This window comes from Curtobacterium sp. MCLR17_058 (assembly GCF_003234705.2).
Taxonomy (GTDB): Bacteria; Actinomycetota; Actinomycetes; order Actinomycetales; family Microbacteriaceae; genus Curtobacterium; species Curtobacterium flaccumfaciens.
Genome location: NZ_CP126262.1, coordinates 1,412,955 through 1,431,153, shown reverse-complemented (window position 1 = coordinate 1,431,153; position 18,199 = coordinate 1,412,955). Strand labels below are relative to the sequence as shown.

At 71.1% G+C, this 18,199-nt stretch carries 17 protein-coding genes; 12 read left to right on the top strand and 5 right to left on the bottom strand.

Features of this window, described 5'->3' with window-relative positions; all coding sequences use genetic code 11:
* Positions 1 to 5: 5 nt before the first annotated feature.
* Positions 6 to 338, top strand: coding sequence for a hypothetical protein (locus tag DEJ11_RS06795; RefSeq protein ID WP_146250096.1), 333 nt, complete (start codon positions 6 to 8; stop codon positions 336 to 338).
* Between the two features lie 93 nt (positions 339 to 431).
* Here DEJ11_RS06795 and DEJ11_RS06790 read toward each other — a convergent pair whose 3' ends face one another.
* Entirely contained in the window at positions 432 to 932 is a 501-nt protein-coding gene (locus tag DEJ11_RS06790) for a DUF427 domain-containing protein (RefSeq protein ID WP_110865114.1), read from the bottom strand.
* A gap of 76 nt (positions 933 to 1,008) precedes the next feature.
* On the opposite strand from DEJ11_RS06790, the gene DEJ11_RS06785 reads away from it, so the two are divergent.
* On the top strand, positions 1,009 to 2,421 hold the full coding sequence (locus tag DEJ11_RS06785) for an amino acid permease (protein ID WP_110865115.1): 1,413 nt from the start codon (positions 1,009 to 1,011) through the stop codon (positions 2,419 to 2,421).
* A gap of 67 nt (positions 2,422 to 2,488) precedes the next feature.
* Here the strand turns inward: DEJ11_RS06785 and DEJ11_RS06780 are convergent, their stop codons facing one another.
* Both DEJ11_RS06780 and DEJ11_RS06775 read right to left on the bottom strand, forming a co-directional pair.
* Positions 2,489 to 3,490 (bottom strand): AraC family transcriptional regulator, encoded by a 1,002-nt coding sequence (locus DEJ11_RS06780; protein ID WP_111104615.1) that lies wholly within the window; start codon positions 3,488 to 3,490, stop codon positions 2,489 to 2,491.
* Positions 3,491 to 3,606: 116 nt separating this feature from the next.
* The gene (locus tag DEJ11_RS06775) at positions 3,607 to 3,804 is read right to left on the bottom strand and encodes a hypothetical protein (RefSeq protein WP_027465181.1); all 198 of its coding nucleotides are present in this window, start codon (positions 3,802 to 3,804) and stop codon (positions 3,607 to 3,609) included.
* A 122-nt stretch (positions 3,805 to 3,926) separates the two neighbouring features.
* Here DEJ11_RS06775 and DEJ11_RS06770 point away from each other — a divergent pair, with 122 nt between their 5' ends.
* From DEJ11_RS06770 to DEJ11_RS06745, 6 genes are all read left to right on the top strand, one after another.
* Entirely contained in the window at positions 3,927 to 7,337 is a 3,411-nt protein-coding gene (locus tag DEJ11_RS06770) for a DEAD/DEAH box helicase (RefSeq protein WP_146250095.1), read from the top strand.
* 289 nt (positions 7,338 to 7,626) lie between these two features.
* On the top strand, positions 7,627 to 8,418 hold the full coding sequence (locus DEJ11_RS06765) for an HNH endonuclease family protein (RefSeq protein WP_258375513.1): 792 nt from the start codon (positions 7,627 to 7,629) through the stop codon (positions 8,416 to 8,418).
* Positions 8,419 to 8,495: 77 nt separating this feature from the next.
* Entirely contained in the window at positions 8,496 to 9,161 is a 666-nt protein-coding gene (locus DEJ11_RS06760; protein WP_111104607.1) for a GOLPH3/VPS74 family protein, read from the top strand.
* A 157-nt stretch (positions 9,162 to 9,318) separates the two neighbouring features.
* The gene (locus tag DEJ11_RS06755; RefSeq protein ID WP_111104604.1) at positions 9,319 to 10,122 is read left to right on the top strand and encodes an SDR family oxidoreductase; all 804 of its coding nucleotides are present in this window, start codon (positions 9,319 to 9,321) and stop codon (positions 10,120 to 10,122) included.
* Between the two features lie 95 nt (positions 10,123 to 10,217).
* The gene (locus DEJ11_RS06750; protein ID WP_146250094.1) at positions 10,218 to 10,643 is read left to right on the top strand and encodes an SseB family protein; all 426 of its coding nucleotides are present in this window, start codon (positions 10,218 to 10,220) and stop codon (positions 10,641 to 10,643) included.
* A gap of 548 nt (positions 10,644 to 11,191) precedes the next feature.
* A complete protein-coding gene (locus tag DEJ11_RS06745) occupies positions 11,192 to 11,878 on the top strand; it encodes a hypothetical protein (RefSeq protein WP_111104598.1) in 687 nt (228 codons plus the stop codon).
* Positions 11,879 to 11,889: 11 nt separating this feature from the next.
* Here DEJ11_RS06745 and DEJ11_RS06740 read toward each other — a convergent pair whose 3' ends face one another.
* Together DEJ11_RS06740 and DEJ11_RS06735 are read right to left on the bottom strand one after the other, a co-directional pair.
* Positions 11,890 to 15,405: a TM0106 family RecB-like putative nuclease gene (locus tag DEJ11_RS06740; RefSeq protein ID WP_111104595.1), complete on the bottom strand. Its 3,516-nt coding sequence runs from the start codon at positions 15,403 to 15,405 to the stop codon at positions 11,890 to 11,892.
* Between the two features lie 76 nt (positions 15,406 to 15,481).
* Positions 15,482 to 15,697: a DUF1653 domain-containing protein gene (locus DEJ11_RS06735; RefSeq protein ID WP_258375512.1), complete on the bottom strand. Its 216-nt coding sequence runs from the start codon at positions 15,695 to 15,697 to the stop codon at positions 15,482 to 15,484.
* Between the two features lie 203 nt (positions 15,698 to 15,900).
* On the opposite strand from DEJ11_RS06735, the gene DEJ11_RS06730 reads away from it, so the two are divergent.
* From DEJ11_RS06730 to DEJ11_RS06715, 4 genes are all read left to right on the top strand, one after another.
* Positions 15,901 to 16,383 carry a TlpA family protein disulfide reductase gene (locus tag DEJ11_RS06730; RefSeq protein ID WP_284176689.1) on the top strand — a complete coding sequence of 161 codons (483 nt, stop codon included), beginning with the start codon at positions 15,901 to 15,903 and terminating at the stop codon, positions 16,381 to 16,383.
* Positions 16,380 to 16,859, top strand: coding sequence for a DUF4395 domain-containing protein (locus tag DEJ11_RS06725; protein ID WP_111105031.1), 480 nt, complete (start codon positions 16,380 to 16,382; stop codon positions 16,857 to 16,859). The genes DEJ11_RS06730 and DEJ11_RS06725 overlap by 4 nt, the downstream gene beginning before the upstream one ends.
* 103 nt (positions 16,860 to 16,962) lie before the next feature.
* Positions 16,963 to 17,565, top strand: a complete 603-nt coding sequence (locus tag DEJ11_RS06720; RefSeq protein ID WP_146250102.1) for a hypothetical protein — start codon at positions 16,963 to 16,965, stop codon at positions 17,563 to 17,565.
* Positions 17,562 to 18,176: a hypothetical protein gene (locus tag DEJ11_RS06715; protein WP_111105035.1), complete on the top strand. Its 615-nt coding sequence runs from the start codon at positions 17,562 to 17,564 to the stop codon at positions 18,174 to 18,176. The genes DEJ11_RS06720 and DEJ11_RS06715 overlap by 4 nt, the downstream gene beginning before the upstream one ends.
* Positions 18,177 to 18,199: the final 23 nt, after the last annotated feature.

Here is an 18,199-nt window from a genome sequence, read left to right as displayed (position 1 = left end):
GGTCCATGGGAGCAGTCGCTCGAGACCACGAACCGCCGGCAGCCCCGGCGACCTTCGCGGTGGTGCTCGGACCGGTCGCGTTCTACCTCGGCATCATCGTGCCCGCACAGTCGACCGTGCAGCACGTGTTGCTCGGTGCGGTGTTCGGGCTGGTGTGCGTGCTCAGTGGCTGGCGGGCGATCCGGATCGCCGGTCGTCGCCGGGCCGTGCAGGTGTGGTCGTTGATCGGCATCGTGATCGGGAGCGTCGGGCTCGTCATGCTCGTCTGGCAGGTGCTCGTGATCGTGACCGGGGGCACGTTCCCGCCGCCGTTCTGGTCGCCGTACGCCAACCGCTGACGCGGTCCGGCCGGGAGGCCCGGGTCGGGTCCGCCCCGTCGCGCGCGGAACGGGTCGGCCCGGGTCAGGGCCGCCCCGCCTGACGACGCCGGGTCACCAGCCGAGTGTGCCAGGCGCGCCCTTGAATGGCCCGACGATGTCCGCCGTGATCCAGCCGCCGTAGAAGTCGCCGTCCTGCGCCTGGACCCGTTCGCCGCCGACCTCGCACGAGTCCATCGCCGACGGGTAGATCGCAACGCGTTCCCGCAGCGACTCGTAGCCGGGCACGGGCGTCGGGTAGTTCCAGGCGGCACGGCTCGCGACCGTCCCGTCACCACCGACGACGTCGAAGTAGCGCGCCAGGCCCTTGAACTCGCACATGCTCGAACCCGGCGCCTTGACCAACGCACCCTCGGCCAGGTCAGCGATCGGCAGGTAGTAGACCGGCGGGTGCGAGGTCTCGAGCACGCGGACGGCATCGGTCGTGTCGGCGACGACCGTACCGCCGAGACGGACGACGACGCGTGCGGTGACCCGCTCGACGGCGGGTGGGCGGGGGTAGTCCCAGACGGACTCCTGGCCGGGGCCGGGCTCGGTCCTCTTCGGGTGGCGCATGCTCCAGGTGTACGCCCGGTGCCTGCGGTGCAGCCGCGTGCGTGCGCGGAATCGCCTCCGGGTGCACCATGGGCGGGTGACGACGACGACACGCACCCTGTTCCGACGGAAGCCCATCGACACGATCGATGACGAGGCCGGGGGCGAGGGCGGCCTGAAACGGCACCTCGGTCTGTGGCAGCTCACCGCGATCGGCATCGGCGGCATCATCGGCGCCGGCATCTTCACCCTCGCCGGCACCGTCGCGAACGGCGTCGCCGGGCCCGCGGTGCTGATCAGCTTCCTGGTCGCCGGCGTCGCGAGCGCCGCCGCCGCGTTGTCGTACGCCGAGTTCGCCGGGCTCATCCCGAAGGCGGGCAGCGCGTACACGTACGGCTACGCGGTGCTCGGCGAGATCGTCGGGTGGTTCATCGGCTGGGACCTGCTGCTCGAGTACACGGCGATCGTGGCGGTGGTCGCGATCGGCATCTCCGGCTACGTCGGGTTCCTGGTCGGTCAGTTCGGCATCGACCTGCCCGCGTGGATGCTCGGCGCCCCGGGCACCGGTGACGGCCACGTGATCGACGTCTTCGCGATCGCGCTGTGCCTGCTCACCGCGTTCGTCCTCACACGCGGCATCCGGAGCGCCGCCCGGTTCGAGTTCGTCGCTGTCGGCATCAAGGTGGCGCTCGTCGTGCTCATCGTCGTGCTCGGCGTGTTCCACATCAACAGCGCGAACTACTCCCCGTACTTCCCGTTCGGCTTCGGCGGCGTGATGACCGGTGCCGCGACCGTGTTCTTCGCCGTGTTCGGCTACGACGCCATGTCCACCGCCGCCGAGGAGTCCACCGATGCCCGCAAGCACATGCCGAAGGCGATCCTGCTGTCCCTGGGCATCTCGATGGTGTTGTACGTCCTGGCGACCCTCGTGCTCACGGGGATGCAGAAGTACACCGACATCGACCCGGCGTCGGGCTTCTCGTCGGCGTTCGCGTCCGTCGGGCTCGGCGGTGTCGCCAACGTCATCGCGATCGGTGCCATCGTCGGCATCGTCACGGTGCTCGTGACGTTCATGCTCGGCGCCTCGCGCGTCTGGTTCTCGATGAGCCGCGACGGCCTGATGCCGAAGTGGTTCGCGAAGACCGACCCGAAGCGGCACGTGCCGACCCGGGTGACCTGGATCCTCGGCATCGCGTCGGCGATCCTGGCCGGGGTGCTGCCGATCGGTGTCGTCGCCGAGCTCACGAACATCGGCATCCTGCTCGCGTTCGTCGTGGTGTGCTCGGCCGTGGTGGTGCTGCGTTACCGGCAGCCCGACCTGGACCGCCAGTTCCGGCTGCCGTTCATGCCCGTGATCCCGATCATCGGCGTCATCGCGTCGCTGTGGCTCGTCACGTTCCTGCAGTGGGAGACGTGGGTGCGGTTCGCGATCTGGTTCGCGATCGGGCTCGGCGTCTACTTCGGGTACTCGCGGAAGCACAGCAAGCTGGCCGAGCCGGCGAAGCGCTGAGCGCAGCAGCCGATGGAGCGCTGAGCACAGCCGACGGAGCGCTGAGCACAGCCGACGCCCGCGCCCCTCAGCGCCGCAACGTCTCCCGCGGGTACTCCCCGAACCGGGCCGCGTACACCGAAGCGAACCGCCCCATGTGCGCGAAGCCCCACCGCCGGGCGACGTCCGCCACCGAGGTCGCCTGCGGGTCGAGGATCCGCAGTTCCTCGTGCACCCGTCCGAGCCGCACTTCGCGCAGGTACGTCATCGGCGAGCGCTCGAACGCCCGCTGGAACGACTCCTGGATCCCTCGGATGCTCAGCCCCGCCGCCTGTGCGATGTCGGCGACGGTGAGCGGTTCGTGGGCGTGCGCCTGGATGAACTCGACCGCGGCCCGGAGTCGTCCGTCACTGCGGGTGCCGTAGCCCGCGGGGAACCGTTCGGCCTGCAGCGGGTACATCCGGAACAGGGCCCGGGCGACGTCACGCTGCGCCTCGTGCCAGGCGAGGGACTCGTCGCCCTCCTCGCGCAGCGCACGGAGCGCGCCGGACACGGCGGTCCGCCACAGGCCGACGGCGGTGAGGTTCGGCGCGGTCGTGGTGTCGAACGCCATGGTGCCGTCGACCAGGTGGTCCTCGGCGGCGACGTCGAGCACCAGGTCACGGCGCAGGTGCACCAGGCGCTGGTCCCAGTCCTGGTACTCCATCTCGAATCGGCGCTCGACAGGGAACAGCGTCGGGACACCGGGCTGCATGCGGACCTCGTCGCGGCCGACGTCGACGCGGGCCTCGCCGCGTTCGAGCCACTGGACGACGACCTCGCCCTCGGTGGCGACGTCACCGCGCAGGTAGCCGTGCATCTGGGAACGGCGGACGCTCAGCCGTTCGTCACCGACACCGACGTACTTGAACCAGTACTCCTGGTCGAGGGCGCGGGAGTACCAGGCCTTGCCGGCGTACATGCCGGCGAGCGAGCTGATGGCTTCGTCGGTGTCCTGACCGGCCACGGCGACGAGCGAACGCGGCGAAGCGGGGCGTGCAGCAGGATCGGAACCCGGAGCGGGCGCCTGCGACTCGGTCGTGTCGGTCATGGGAACACCTCTCTCTCCTGGAGCAGAGCGGTGTGGTCACCTCCGGGTGGTCCCCGGCCTGCCCTCTCACGCTAGGGAGCAGCGGGTGGACGTACAACCGGGTTGCGTTCCGCGGCCTAACGGCCGGTCCAGCGCACCCAGCCGTGCACCTGAGCCGCCGCGCTCTCGAAGGACGAGTGCCCGCCGGTCAACGAGTGGTCCGGGGAATCGACGGTGTACGTGTCGGTCCGGGTGATGTCGCACACGACCTCGGCGTCGATCCACCCGTTCCAGTGGTCGGCTGAATCGCGTACCCACCGCAGTCGGTCCGGCATGCGTTTCCAATCGGTTCCGTGGACCGCAGTCGTCGCGCTCCGAGTTGGACGGTAGTCCTGTCAGATGTTCGTCGCACAGGGTGGCGGCCCGGATCGTCGGTGGCGACTGGCACGATGGTCCCGTGCCTGCTGCCCCGATGATCGACGCCGTCGACGTCATCCGCTTCGTCGGGCCGCAGACCTTCGGCCGCGCACGCGACGTCGTCCGCGCCGGGCTGGTCGACGACGCCACCTGGCACGACGACGACGGCACGGTCACCGCGATCGTGTCCGGCACCGCCGACGACCCGTACGAACTCCGCGTCGACACCACCCCGGCGCGCGGCGACTTCGTCCGCCCGGTCCGCAGCACCTGCAGCTGCCCGCTCGGCGGTGACTGCAAGCACGTCGCGGCCGCGCTCCTCACCATCAACGCCCGCGCCCTCGCCGCGAACGCCGGCCCACGCCCGGAGACGCCGGCTCCGCCGCCCTCGGACTGGAGGCACGACCTCGCCCGCCTCGCCGGTGACGACGACCGGGCGCCCACCCCGCAGGGCACCCGGATGGGGCTGCAGTTCGAGTTGCGTGACGCGGTCCCCGCCAAGCTCGCCTCGCGCGCCCGTGCCGCCGGCCGCGCCCTGCCGGCGCCGTCCCGCAGCGTGCGGCTCGGGGTCCGGCCGGTGACCCGCAGCGACGCCGGCAACTGGGTGCGCGGGCAGCTGACCTGGGGCACGCTCCCCTACTCGCAGAACCGGCTCGGCGTCGGCGCCGAGCAGCACGCCTGGTTCCTGCAGCTCGCCGCCCTGCACCGTGCCGGGCAGCTGGCGGGCCTGCCGGGTGAGAGCGACTGGCTGCACCTCGACGACTTCCGGAGCCCCCTGCTCTGGCCGCTCCTGCAGCAGGCCGCGGCGCTCGACATCGCGTTCGTCACCGGCAAGCGCGAGGGCGGTGCGGTGCTCGGCACGCAGGCGCAGGTGCTGCTCGACGTCGCCCGGCACGACGACGCCGTGGTGATCGGTGCGAGTGCCGTGCTCGACGGCCGGCCCGTGGTGCCCGGAGCGGCGCGGATGATCGGCGACCACGGCGTCTACGTGTTCCGCGAGAGCCCCGAGTTCACGGTCGCCGTCGCACCGACCCCGGCGCCGGTGCCCGAGGACCAGCGGCGGATGCTCGTCGAGGGCACCCGGATCACCGTGCCGACCGCCGAGGTCGACGAGTTCCTGGCCGACTGGTCGCCCCGGTTGCGCGGTGCCCTGGGGCTGGTCAGCTCCGACGGCTCCGTGGTGCTGCCGGAACGCACCCCGCCCGAGCTCGTGCTCACCGCGACCTTCGAGCCGGCCCGGGCCCCTCGCACCGACGGCCGCGTGCACCTGCACTGGCGCTGGCACGTCGACGGCAGGAAGGACCCGGTGTCCCTGCACGGCCCGCTCCCCGACCTGTCCGGGCTCCGTGCCGCCGACGATCCGGCGGGCACCGACGACACTCCCGTCGCGGACCCGGCCGTGGCGGTGGAGCCGACCACGTCGACGACGCCGGACGACGACGCGACGCAGGCCGGGCCTCCCGTCCGCCCTGCCGGACCCGGTGGCGGGCTGGACTGGTTCCAGGACGGCACCATCGACGGGGCCGACGTCGCGGTGTTCGCGAACGAGTTCCTGCCCGAGCTGCCGTCGCTCGGCGTCCGCACGGTCGTGCAGGGTGAGCGGCTCGACTACGAGCGGCTGAGCGGCCGGCCGCACATCCGGGTCACGACGATGCCGTCGGACAAGCACGACTGGTTCGACCTCGGCATCATCGTCAGCGTCAACGGCAAGCAGATCCCCTTCACGCCGCTGCTCACCGCGCTCGCGGGGCGGCAGCGACGGCTCAAGCTCGTCGACAACTCGTACCTGTCGCTGGCCGACCCCGCGTTCGACCGGCTCAAGGAACTCATCGACGAGGCCCGCGACCTGGACGAGTGGGAGCCCGACCAGCCGATCGCCGTCACGCCGCTGCACGCCGGGCTGTGGTCGGAGTTCGACCTGCTGGCCGACGAGACCTCGCACGACGAGCGGTGGCAGGCGATCGCCTCGGGGCTGCTCGGGGCGACTCCCCCGGGTGACGTCCCCGTGCCGGACACAGTGCACGCCGACCTGCGGCCGTACCAGCACGCCGGGTACGCGTGGCTGTCGTTCCTGGTGACGCACGGCATCGGCGGGGTGCTCGCCGACGACATGGGCCTCGGCAAGACGCTGCAGGTGCTCGCGATGGTCGCCGCCCGTCGTGCCGCGGAGCCCGACGCGCCCCCGTTCCTGGTCGTCGCACCGACCTCGGTCGTCGGCAACTGGGCTGCCGAGGCCGCCAAGTTCGTGCCGTCGCTGCGGGTCGCGACCGTGACCTCGACGTCGCTGAAGGACCCCGGGCTCGTCGCGCGCACCGCTGCCGCGTCGGACATCGTGGTCACCTCGTACGCGCTGCTCCGGCTCGACGCCCGAGCCTGGACCGACCTGCCGTGGTCGGCGCTGGTGCTCGACGAAGCCCAGTTCGCGAAGAACCCGCAGTCCCAGACCCACCGTGTGGCCTCGGAGCTGCAGGCACCGGTGAAGTTCGCGATCACCGGCACGCCGCTCGAGAACGGCCTGACGGACCTGTGGGCACTGTTCCACATCGTCGCGCCCGGGCTGCTGTCCACCTGGACCCGGTTCGGCGACGACTACGTGAAGCCCCTCGCCTCGCCCGAGCTCCGCGGTGAAGCCCGGCAAGAGCTCACCGGGCGGTTGCGTCGACGGATCCGGCCGCTCATGCTCCGCCGCACGAAGGAAGCCGTCGCGGCCGACCTACCGCCGAAGCAAGAACAAGTGGTCCGGGTCACGCTCGACCCCGCGCACCGGGAGCTGTACGAGCGCACCCTGAACCGGGAGCGCCTGAAGGTCCTCGACCTGATCGACGACCTGTCGAAGAACCGGATGATCGTGTTCCGGTCGCTGACGCTGCTGCGGATGCTCGCGCTGTCGCCAGCGCTGGTGTCAGCGGGGTCGGACTCGCCTGTGTCACCGGCGACGCCGATCCCCTCCGCCAAGCTCGACCTGCTGCTCGACGAACTCGAACAGCTCGCGGCAGAGGGCCGTCGCGCCCTGGTGTTCAGCCAGTTCACCTCGTTCCTGCGGATGGTCTCCGACGCCCTCGACGCCCGGGGCATCGGCTACGAGTACCTCGACGGCTCCACCCGCAAGCGCCCGGAGGTCATCGAGCGCTTCCGGCAGGGCACCGCCCCCGCGTTCCTCATCTCGTTGAAGGCCGGCGGGTTCGGGCTCACCCTGACCGAGGCGGACACCGTGTTCGTGCTCGACCCGTGGTGGAACCCCGCCGCCGAGTCCCAGGCCGTCGACCGCACGCACCGCATCGGGCAGACCCGATCAGTCAGCGTCCAACGGTTCATCGCCGAGGACACCATCGAGGAGAAGGTCCTCGCCCTCGCCGCCCGCAAGGCCGAGCTGTTCGCCACGATGATCGACGACGACGCCCTGTTCGCCGACGACCTGACCGCCGACGACATCCGCTCGCTGCTGACCTGACCCGCCGCCCGCCGGCTCCCCCGCTGTTCGCCCGCCGCTGCGCTGCCGCGCCAGATCCGCACCGTGCGAAATCCGCCAACCCGTGCGAGATTGCCCGCCCCGTGCCACGCCACAACCCCGCACCGAACAACCCCGACCGCACACACCGACCAACCCCGCACCGTGCCGCGCGCGCCGTCCCGGTATGTCGGTCACGCACGAGATGATCGTCCCTGTCTCGCCAGACCCGTCCCACCGCACCGCGGGACCCGCACCACGTTCCGCCCCGCACCACCTGGAGTCCCACCGCATGACGTCCCGCCGACGCCGCAGCCGCATCACCCTGACCTCCGTCCTCGTCGTCCTGGCCCTCGCCGTCGGTGGCTACGCCCTCGACGCCACCGGTGTCCTCGGACCGGACGCCGACGCAGCGGGCACGACCGCTGCGGGCGGCCCCACGGCCGGGGAGACGACCACCATCGGACCGCAGCAGGCGTCGTCGGGGGCGACCCCCGCCTCCAGTCCGACCGTCAGTCGCGGGACCGACGCCGACGCGGTCCGCGCGCGCACCCAGCTCGCCGACCTACCCGTCAAGGGCAAGGCAGCCGGCACCGGCTACGACCGCACCGGTGACTTCGGCAGCGCCTGGCTCGACGTCGACCACAACGGGTGCGACACCCGGAACGACGTCCTCGCGCGCGACCTCGCCGACATCACCCGCGAGGGTCGCTGCAAGGTCCTCACCGGCACCCTCGTCTCGCCGTACACGGGTGCGACGGTGGACTTCGTGCGCGGCAACACGACCTCGACCCTCGTGCAGATCGACCACGTCGTCGCGCTCGAGAACGCCTGGCGCACCGGAGCGCAGCGGCTCACCGAGGCCGAGCGGCAGGCGCTGGCGAACGACCCGGTGAACCTGTTCGCCGTCGACGGCCGGTCCAACTCGCAGAAGGGCTCCGGCGACGCGGCGACCTGGCTCCCCGCGAACAAGGCGTTCCGCTGCACCTACATCGAGCACCAGGTCACGGTGAAGGCGAAGTACCGCCTGTGGGTGGCTCCGGCGGAGCGGGACGCGATGGTGCGGGTGCTGGACGCCTGCTGACGTCGGGCGGGTCCGGCGCCGCTGGGTGTCGGCTCGGAGGCCCGGCGCACCTCCGCCCCGCGTGGCAGGCTGCGGGCATGGCTGAGCAACTCACGGTCCCACAGGCGTTTGCGCTCCTGCAGGTCGAGCCCGACGGACGCCACGCGCTCGATGGTTCGACGCTCGACACGGGTCTCGCGGGGGCCGTCCTCGCCGATCTCGCGCTGCGCGGTGCCGTCTCGCTGCAGGACGGACTCGTCGCCGTCGTGAACGGTGCCGCAACCGGCGACCCTGTGCTCGACGGCGTGGTCGGCTCCATCGCGGCATCCGGTGCACCGCGCAAGGCGAAGTGGTGGGTGAGCCGACTCGGCAAGCAGCGGCTGCGCGACGACGTGTTCGCCGGCCTCGTCGCCAGGGGCATCATCAGCGTCGAGCAGGGCAAGGTGCTCGGCCTCTTCCCCACCACGAAGCACCCGGAGCGGGACGGAGCCCCGGAGGCACTGCTGCGTTCCGGCATCGGGGACGTGCTGGCTGGCCGAGCAGGACCCACGCCGTTCTCCGCCGCGGTCATCGGCCTGCTCGACGCGACGAACACCCTGCGCAAGCAGTTCGGCGCCGTCGACAAGGACCTGGTGAAGGGGATCACCTCGGGTACCTGGGCGAGCCCGGCGGTGAAGGCCGTGCTCGAGGAGATCGAGGCCGCGACGATCGTCGTGATCATGGCTGCGACCATGGCAACGACGACGTCGATCGTGACGAGCTGAGGCCGGCAGCGTGATGGGGCGCCTGGACGCCTGCTGACTCCACTGTTAAACGACAGGTGTAGTCTAGGTTTCTCGATGCAGCTGCATCGATCGGACTCGCTGCCCCACCGCGGACCCCGAGCCCTTCACCGTCGAAGACCTCAGGAGGCCTCCCACCATGCCCGAAACCACCACCGGCACCACCCGCTTCGCCGACCGCGTCGTCCTCATCACCGGCGGCGGCTCCGGCCTCGGCCGCGCGACGGCCGTCCGCCTGGCAGCCGAGGGCGCTGCGCTCTCCCTCGTCGACGTCTCCGAGCAGGGTCTCGAGGCGACGAAGACCGCCGTGCTCGAGGCCACCCCCGACGCGCAGGTCCTGACGGCCGTCGCAGACGTGTCCGACGAGGCCCAGGTCGACGCCTACGTCACCGCCACGACCGAGCGCTTCGGCCGCATCGACGGCTTCTTCAACAACGCCGGCATCGAGGGCAAGCAGAACCCCACCGAGTCCTTCACCGCCGCCGAGTTCGACCGCGTCGTGTCGATCAATCTGCGTGGCGTGTTCCTCGGTCTCGAGAAGGTGCTCAAGGTCATGCGCGAGCAGGGCTCCGGCATGGTCGTGAACACCGCGAGCGTCGGCGGCATCCGCGGCATCGGCAACCAGTCCGGGTACGCGGCCGCCAAGCACGGCGTCGTCGGCCTCACCCGCAACTCGGCCGTCGAGTACGGCCGCTACGGCATCCGCATCAACGCCATCGCCCCCGGTGCCATCTGGACGCCCATGGTCGAGAACTCGATGAAGCAGCTCGATGCGGAGAACCCCCGCAAGGCCGCCGAGGAGTTCATCCAGGTCAACCCGACGAAGCGCTACGGCGAGGCCCCCGAGATCGCCGCCGTCGTCGCCTTCCTGCTGTCTGACGACGCGTCCTACGTCAACGCGACGGTCGTCCCGATCGACGGCGGGCAGTCGGCCGCGTACTGAGTCCGTCACCTCCGCCGCCCGGCGCACGTCCGCGTGCGCCGGGCTTCGGCCTGGAGGCGCGGCTCGGCCCCGCCGTGTCCGCCGACCGTGACAGCATGGCTGGTGTGAGTACCGATCAGACCAACGGATCAGCCTTCGGCCGAGGGATCGACAAGGCCCCGCCGACCGCGGCCGCCGAACTCCGGCGCCGAATGGCCGCCTCACCCGCGGGCTTCCTGCGCAGCGCGGCGTGGGTCCCCTGGAAGCCGGTGGGCGCTCCGGAGGCCGGCAGCGTCGCCCACGTCATGATCCGGGACAAGCCGTTCGTGCCCGTCTTCACCGACCCGGCCGAACTCGCCGCCGGTTTGCCCGACGCCGAGGGGCGTCCGGTGCCGATGTCCGAGCTCGTGTCCGCGCTCCCCGAGGAGTTCGGCATCGTGGTCGACCCCACGAGTGCGGCCGAGGCGAACTTCCTGCACGCCGATGTCCTCGCCCAGATGCGGGTGCAGATGCAGGGCGGCGTCCCGACCAGCGACGACTGACCCGCTCCGTCTCACCGTCCGCTCCGGGCGAGTGCGGTGCGTTTTCCGCTGGGTGACGGTTCTGGTTCACGATCCCCGGGGTTCGTGAACCAGAACCGTCACGCAGCGCTGGCCCACCCAGCGTGCTCCGCGACGACCACACAGCTCACGGACACCACGATCGCCATGACGGTCGCGGTGCCCACAGCGACCGCCCAACCCTGCGACCTCGTCCGTCGGATGACCTGCCCGAGGCCGAGGGCATCCGGTGCCGATGTCCGCGTGATCGTAGCGGTCTGCCACCTGCACTCCTGGCCAGCCCGTCAACCCAGTTCTGGGGATCGCTCATGTCAGCGGCGCCCATCAAGATGGGTCCGTCGTACTGAGCAGACGGGGGATCGACGATGCCGTTGGGCGGGCCAGGACCACGAGATTGGTCCCCTCCGGAGTACTCGTCAGGACCCTCGCGAAGCGGTGCTCGCCGGCTGCCGACACTCCACGCACCCTCACCGCTGCTGAACGCGAAGCCACGCCGGCGCACGAGGCCCTGGGCGTTCGCGACGCTTGCGATGCTGCTCGGCTTCGGCAGCGTGGTCATCGCACTCGTCGAGCCGCAACAGTCCGGGATCCAGACGGGCTTCATCGTCTCGACGATCGGCATCTCGGCGATCGTCTTCGGTGTGCAGGCGATCAAGACAGCACGATGGGGCTCGGCCACTGCGCGGGCGTTCGGTCGCGGAGGTGCGATCCTCGGCAGCGTCGGGACGGCGCTCATGGCGTACGCGGTCATCGGGTCTGCTCTGGCGGGTACCGGTGTCCACCTGCCAGCACTCTCGCTCCCCCTCGATGGCCGGAGCGCTGCCGTCGGACCGGTTGCGGTCCCGCAACTCCCGGCCGTCGCTGTTCCGGTGGAGTCTGCTGTTCCGTCAGCGACGCCGGAACCTGCCGCGCCGCCAGCTCCGGCGACTGTGGAGACCGAGCGGTCGGCCGTCGTACAGAGCGCCGGCTCGCTCGCCTTCGTCATGGAGCAGAGGTTCGGCACCGGTCCGTACCCGTCGACTCTGTCCGTCGGGATGACCGCGCCGGAGCGGATCCTCCTGCCCGACGGCACCGGGCTCGCTGCCGTTCCTGATGGCGCACGCATCCTGTACTCCGTCGCCCCGGACGGCACAGCGTGGACCGTCACGATCATCGGAGCACAGTTCGGGGCGGTGGCGACATACAGCTCGACCATCGGCACCGTCGAGTCGGGCTGACTTCCCGCTGGTCAGCGGCGCGGTTCGACGAGCTCGATGAAGCGGGACAACAGCGAGAGTCCCGCGATCGACGGGGGCAGCCCCGTGGTCAGCGCCGGTGAGTGCACGAGGTAGGCCGCCCACTTCGCCCGCGAGATCGCCACGTTCAACCGGTTCGGCATGAGCAGGAAGTCGAGGCCGCGCGGGATGTCCGCCGCACTCGATGCCGCCAGGGACACGATCGACACGACGGCCTCGCGGCCCTGGAACAGGTCGACGGTGCCGACCTGAGTGCCGGTGAAGCCCGAGCGGTCGAGCTCCTGCCGGATCAGTGCCCCCTGCGCGTTGTACGGCGCCACCACGATGACGTCCTCGTCGGTCAGGGCACGGGTGTCGGAACCGTCGGTCCAGGTGCGGCCGACGACGTCACCGACGAGTGCGACGACCCGGGCGGCCTCCTCAGCAGACGACGTCGTGTTGCCCGCGTGCACGACCGGCACGGGGTGCACACCCGCGTCGATGCCGTCGAGGTGCCGCCCGGAGACCATCGAGGCGAGCTGCCTGTCGTAGGACAGGGCCGAGACGGATTCGGTCAGCGCGGGCTCCATGCGGCGGGTGCGGGCCAGGAAGTAGCCGAACTCGGGCGGCAGGACGTGCTGGCCGTCGGCGAGCCAGCCGAGTGCGGACTCGTCGACGGGCTCCGGGTGGGAGCCCTGCGACACCTGGGGCAGCTGCTGGGGGTCTCCGAGCAGCAGCAACCGCGTGGCGGCGACGGACGACGCGATGGTCGGGGCGAGGGAGAACTGCCCGGCCTCGTCGACCACGAGCAGGTCGAGGGAACGGCGCTCGATCGTGGACTCGTTCGCGAACGTCCACGCCGTGCCACCGACGACACCGCCGGTGCCCGAGGACTCGCACGAAGACAGGAACGCGGCGACCGCGGCACCGTTCTTCACCGGGGTCCAGGCTGCGGAATCGAGCTCGTCCTCGGTCGCGCCGGACTTCGGCACCTTCACGACGCGGTCCGCGGGGACGCCGGCCTTGACCACGGAGGCAAGGAAGTTCTCCGACGTCGCGTGTGACTGGCCGACGACCCCCACGCGCCAGCCGTACTCGCGGACGAGCCGGGCGACGACGTTCGAGCCGACGTAGGTCTTGCCCGTGCCGGGAGGGCCCTGGATCGCCAGGTACGACCGGTCGAGGTCGAGCAACGTTGACACCACCGCCGACACCGTGTCGTCGCGCTGCACCGGGACGATCGGGCCACGCGGGGGCACCCGGCGCAGCAGGTCGAGCGCAGGGTCGGGCAGCATCGCCGGCAGCTCGTCGAGCACGGCCTGACCCCACCAGGCGATCGCCTCGGGCTGGGGCTTCGCTCGGGGCGGCGCCGACGGGGCGAGGGCCACCGGGAACTCGTGGTGCGGTTCGCCGCCGACGGGCAGACCCTCTTTCACGAGGACCTCGACGGCATCCCCGTTGTCCCACACGTCCATGATCACGGCGCGCGACGACGCGCCCTTCGACCCGGGGCCCGGTGAGGCGACCGAGGGCGGAAGCGGGTCGTCGTAGACCAGGTGGGGCGTGCCTCCAGGCCGGAGCCGCGAGCCGGGCGCGAGCGTCCCCGACAACCGGAGTTCCCGCGACTGCGAGCGGGCACGCGGCAGCGTGTCCCAGTCGCGCTCGACGGACGCACGCTCCACGACCAGGACGTCACGCGTGTCGGCCCAGTCGTCGACCGGGTTCCGCAGGCGGTCGAAGTGGTCCTGCCAGAAGGTCTTGGCCTCGCGGCGGTGGTAGTCGATCGCGGCTGCGGCGAGCGCCAACGCGGTCTGGTCAGGGGTGCGATCGAGGGCGTCGACGTCCTCGAGCTGCGCGGCCAGGGCGACGTACACCGGGTTCGGCTCGCGCTCGACCGGGATCGGCGGGACCTCGAGTTCGAGCGACGGGTCGGCCGCGTCGGGGTCGTCGGTGCGCAGCGAGCGGAGCCAGTCGCGCAGGCGCAGGGTCGAGCGGCAGTCGTAGGCGTTGTAGTCGGCGACCTGGTCGAGCATCCGCTGCCCTTCGACAGCGTCGCCGTTCCGGAGCTCCTCGATCGCGTCGACGTAGGCGGTGATGCTGTCCGCGGCGTTCGTGACGTCGCTCTCGCGCAGGTCGGACCCCATGTACAGCGGTTCGAGCTTCTTGATGGAGTAGCTGTGGCTGCCGACGACCAGGGCCTTGCGGACGATCGGGTACAGGTCGACCAGGACCCCGGCGCGGAGCAGGTCGTCGACGGCGTCCTCGCCCACGCCGTGCCGGGCGGCGAGTGACAGCAGGTGCGTCCGCTCGTAGGCCGCGTAGTGGTAGATGTGCATGCCCGGGTACTGCTGCCGCCGGGCCTCGATGAACGCGAGGAACTGCTCCAGCGCAACTCGCTCGTCGCGGATGATGTGCGCCCAGAACGCGGTGAACTCGGCGCGGTCGTCGACCAGGCCGAACAGGTAGTCGAGGCCCCAGTGCACGCCGTCCTCGGTGTGCAGCGGGTCGCCCTCGAAGTCGAAGAACACGTCACCCGGGTCGGGTGCCGGGATCGCGTCGAGCGCACGGGCGTCGAGGACCTCGAAGCGCGGCTTCACGGGCTGGCCCGGCCCGTCGGCACCCTTCCGTCGGGCGTCTTCCGACTCGATCTGGAGGCTCGCCTGCCGTACCAGCCGATCCTGCGTCGCGCGAGACAAGCCCGGCACTGCCCGGGTGCGGACCGCCAGGTCGTCGATCGTCCGCACCTGGTGCTTGATGAGCTTCGCCCGTTGGTCGAGGCGCATGCCCGCGACGAGGACGAGGTCGCGGTGCTCGGCGACCTGGGTCGAACAGATCGCACAGCGCCCGCAGCTGGAGTACCGCGGGTCACCCCACTGCAGTGCCTCGTCGGCAGCGATGCGCTCGGCGATGACCCGCTGCAGCTCGGCGCGCTGCGTGCGGTACACCGGCGAGATGTCGGCGAGGTCGTGCGTGGTCGTCGTCCGGTCGCCGAGCACCAGGTGCACTTGCTGCCCGGTCGGGATGCCGTGCGCCTGCATCTGCTCGGCGTGCGCCTGCATCTGCTCGGCGTACGCGGCGAGCTGCAGCAAGGCGCTGATCTTGGCGTGGCGTGCGAGCTTGGTGTCGTAGACCTCGTACTCGCCGCGGTCGTTGCGGATGATGAAGTCCGCGAAGCCGATGAAGCCGGGGGCGTCGGCGGTCGGTGCTGCGTGGAACGTCGGCTGGTACAGCACGTCGGCACCGTCGGCGAAGGCCTGTCGTGCTTCGGCTGCGGCGCGTGCGTAGTCCGGCGGTGCGGGACGGTCGAACTCGACGACCTTGCGGGTCTGCTTGAGGATGTCGAGGTAGTCGAGCTCGTGCTGGTCCCCCAACCGTGCGGTGCGCTCGAGCATGTCGTCGTGCACGTCGGGCAGGGCGTCCCCGCGACCGAGCTTGGCGTCGAGGCGGCGGAGGAACGCCCACTCGCAGGCCGACCACGTGCTCAGGTCACTCGGGCTGAGCAGCACGTGCCCGTCGACGCCGATCTGCATGCGCTCCCCCGTCTCTATGGTGCGCTGAAAGCCTAGGGGTGGGCGCCGACACCGACCCCGTCGGGTCGCCGGGCGGTCAGCCGATCGGCACGAACCGAGGCCCGTCGTACCCGTCGCGGGTGACGTGCGCGGTGAAGTCGGCGAGCGAGCGCACCCAGTGTCCGCGATCGCCGTAGAGCGCCTGGTACACGACCACCGGCTCTTCGGTCTCGACGTCACGGGCTACGACCAGCACCTCGTAGTCGTTGCCCTTGAAGTGCCGGTACCGCCCAGGTGTCACGTCGAAGCTCACACTCTCGATCGTAGGCAGGCGAGCCGTCCGCTGCCGACGCTGGAAACGTATGCCTATTCGAAGCGAAGGCGTCCCCACACTGGCGGGGCGCTCGCCTGCCGACGGAACGACGCGACGGCTGCGCCGGGCCGCCTGACCGCCCGGCCCCGTCACGAACGGACACGTGTTTCCGTGCGGACAGCACCACGACGTACGGTCGCACCATGACCGTCATCGTGGCCGTCGCCGTGCTGGCGGGGGTTCTTGCCCTCGCCACCGTCCTCGGGCTGCTCCTCCGCTCCAGGACCGGCCGCGCGAAGCCCAGCCCGACCTCAGCCGATGGCACCGCCAGCACCGTCGCCGACCTCGCCCCGCCGACAGCCTTCGGCACGCGCGCCACCCTCGTCCAGTTCTCCACTCCGACCTGTGCCCGCTGCCCCGCGACCGCCCGGCACCTGGACTCCGTCGCAGCCCGACACGACGGTGTCTCCCGACTGGAGATCGACCTCGCCGAGCACCCCGGACTGGCGAGCCGCTTCAACGTCCTGCAGACCCCCACGGTCCTGCTCCTCGACGCCAACCGGACCGTCCGCACCCGCTTCGGAGGCCCACCCCGCCCACCCGAGCTCGCCGCAGCCCTCGCCACTGTCCTGACCGCAGGAACCGCAGGCACCGCAGACACGACCGGCACCCAGGAGTCCCGATGACCACGTCGACCGACCCCACACGCGGCATCGACCCGCGCTCCCCACGCTTCGGCGCCGCCATCACGACGGTGCTCCTCGCCGCGACGATCGTCCTCACGCTGATCCCCGAGACGTGGATCGCCGGCATCGTGCTGCTCGCGGTCATCGTCGTGCTGTTCGCCGTCGGAGGCATCGCCGGCATCCGCCGCCACCCCTACGGCGCACTCTTCCGACGGGTCGTCCGTCCACGCCTCGCCCCGCCCGCCGAACTCGAGGCCCCGGAACCCCCGACCTTCGCCCAGCAGGTCGGCCTGTTCGTGACCGCGGTCTCGCTGCTCCTCGCACTGCTCGGCGTGCCGTACGCCGCCCCGATCGGTGCCGCGGTCGCCCTGGTCGCCGCATTCCTCAACGCCGTCTTCGACGTCTGCATCGGCTGCCTGCTCTACGTGTGGCTGGTCCGGGCGGGCGTCTTCCGTCCGCGGCGCGGCGTCGCCTGACGGCGTCCGGCCTGGAGGCCCGCCCCACCTCGACCGCACCGCCAGCGTCCGACAGGTGCTCGACTCCAGAACACGGCTCTGCCCCGCCCCGTAGGGTGAGCGGGTGGGGGAAGATGAACAAATCATCCGGCGCGCGTGGCGTCGTACCGCCCTGGTCGTGTCGATCGCCGCGGTCGCGGGGGCAGTGGCCGGTTGGGCAACCTCGCGGGACGAGGACGGTTGGACCGTCGCCCTGGCGATCTGCACGTGCGTCGCCGTGCTCGTCGGCTTGGCCGGGATGCTCTCGTTGCTCCCCACCACAGCACGCGCGTCGTCGATCATCACGCAGGCGACCGAGGACCTGACGAGAGACCGTCGCAAGATCATCAAGGGAGCCATCCGCTCGGGCGTTCCGCTCAAGGAGGACGCAGGCCCGGAACTCCAGCACCGCGCGCTCACCCTCGCTCGCGGGACCGCCGCGTTCAACGGGCTGATCCTCGTCCAGAACCTCATGCTGTTCGCAGGAGCCGCAGTTCCCCAGTTCGCCCGGGTCGTCACCGGCGATGGCAACGCGATCATCAGCCGGATCTTCCTCGCGCTCTTCGTCATCGAAATGGTGTTCGTCGTGCCGTTGCTGGTCGTCCGAGGCCGCCGAGCGCGGCGCTACGCGGATGCCGCCACTGCCGACAACGATCGCCGCACCGACACTCCGGTCTCCGTCGTATGACCACCGCAACGGAGATGCACTCGACACCGGAGGTGATCGCCCGCCGAGCCTGGCGCAGGACGGCTTGGGTCATCCTGGCCGGCGGAATCGTCGGCCTGATGGTGGGCGTCGTGGTCGTCATCCTGCTCGGAGACGCGCGCCGAGGCCCGGGATGGCCCCTCGTGGTGATCGGGTGCACGGTGGCGGCCGGAGGACTCGCGGGGGCGTTCTCGCTCGTCGCCACCACACTCCGGCTGACTCCGCAGATGCAGGCGCCCCTCGAAGGGCTCTCGCGCTTCGGCCGGAAGACCCTCGCGCAGGCGATCGCGAAGCAAGCCCCGATCGAACCGGCCGATTCTGACCTCGCACAACGGGCGTTCGACCTCGCCCGTCTCCGCGCCGCTTACCAGCCGATCGCCCTCGGTCAGTTCCTGCTGCTTTGCCTCGGCGTCGTTGGTCCGCAGCTCCCGAACCTCGTCGGCGACGACCCCTTCTCTGCCGTCTTCAGTCGGATCCTCTGCGGCACGCTCCTCGTTGCGGCCGTCGTCTTCACGCCACTCTTCCTCCACCAGTCCCGAAGCTGCCGGCGCTACGTGCAGGCGGCCACCGAAGCAGCCGCCCGCCAGCGCTGACTCAGGAGGCCTGCCGCACCTCG

What these genes read in the sequence shown, in the direction of transcription:
- DEJ11_RS06725 (WP_111105031.1), top strand. Translation starts at nt 16,380, where the DNA reads ATGACCACGTCGACCGACCCCACACGCGGCATCGACCCGCGCTCCCCA.
- DEJ11_RS06715 (WP_111105035.1), top strand. Translation starts at nt 17,562, where the DNA reads ATGACCACCGCAACGGAGATGCACTCGACACCGGAGGTGATCGCCCGC.
- DEJ11_RS06765 (WP_258375513.1), top strand. Translation starts at nt 7,627, where the DNA reads ATGACGTCCCGCCGACGCCGCAGCCGCATCACCCTGACCTCCGTCCTC.
- DEJ11_RS06780 (WP_111104615.1), bottom strand. Translation starts at nt 3,490, where the DNA reads ATGACCGACACGACCGAGTCGCAGGCGCCCGCTCCGGGTTCCGATCCT.
- DEJ11_RS06775 (WP_027465181.1), bottom strand. Translation starts at nt 3,804, where the DNA reads ATGCCGGACCGACTGCGGTGGGTACGCGATTCAGCCGACCACTGGAAC.
- DEJ11_RS06750 (WP_146250094.1), top strand. Translation starts at nt 10,218, where the DNA reads ATGGCTGGTGTGAGTACCGATCAGACCAACGGATCAGCCTTCGGCCGA.
- DEJ11_RS06790 (WP_110865114.1), bottom strand. Translation starts at nt 932, where the DNA reads ATGCGCCACCCGAAGAGGACCGAGCCCGGCCCCGGCCAGGAGTCCGTC.
- DEJ11_RS06745 (WP_111104598.1), top strand. Translation starts at nt 11,192, where the DNA reads ATGCTGCTCGGCTTCGGCAGCGTGGTCATCGCACTCGTCGAGCCGCAA.
- DEJ11_RS06730 (WP_284176689.1), top strand. Translation starts at nt 15,901, where the DNA reads ATGACCGTCATCGTGGCCGTCGCCGTGCTGGCGGGGGTTCTTGCCCTC.
- DEJ11_RS06760 (WP_111104607.1), top strand. Translation starts at nt 8,496, where the DNA reads ATGGCTGAGCAACTCACGGTCCCACAGGCGTTTGCGCTCCTGCAGGTC.
- DEJ11_RS06755 (WP_111104604.1), top strand. Translation starts at nt 9,319, where the DNA reads ATGCCCGAAACCACCACCGGCACCACCCGCTTCGCCGACCGCGTCGTC.
- DEJ11_RS06740 (WP_111104595.1), bottom strand. Translation starts at nt 15,405, where the DNA reads ATGCAGATCGGCGTCGACGGGCACGTGCTGCTCAGCCCGAGTGACCTG.
- DEJ11_RS06795 (WP_146250096.1), top strand. Translation starts at nt 6, where the DNA reads ATGGGAGCAGTCGCTCGAGACCACGAACCGCCGGCAGCCCCGGCGACC.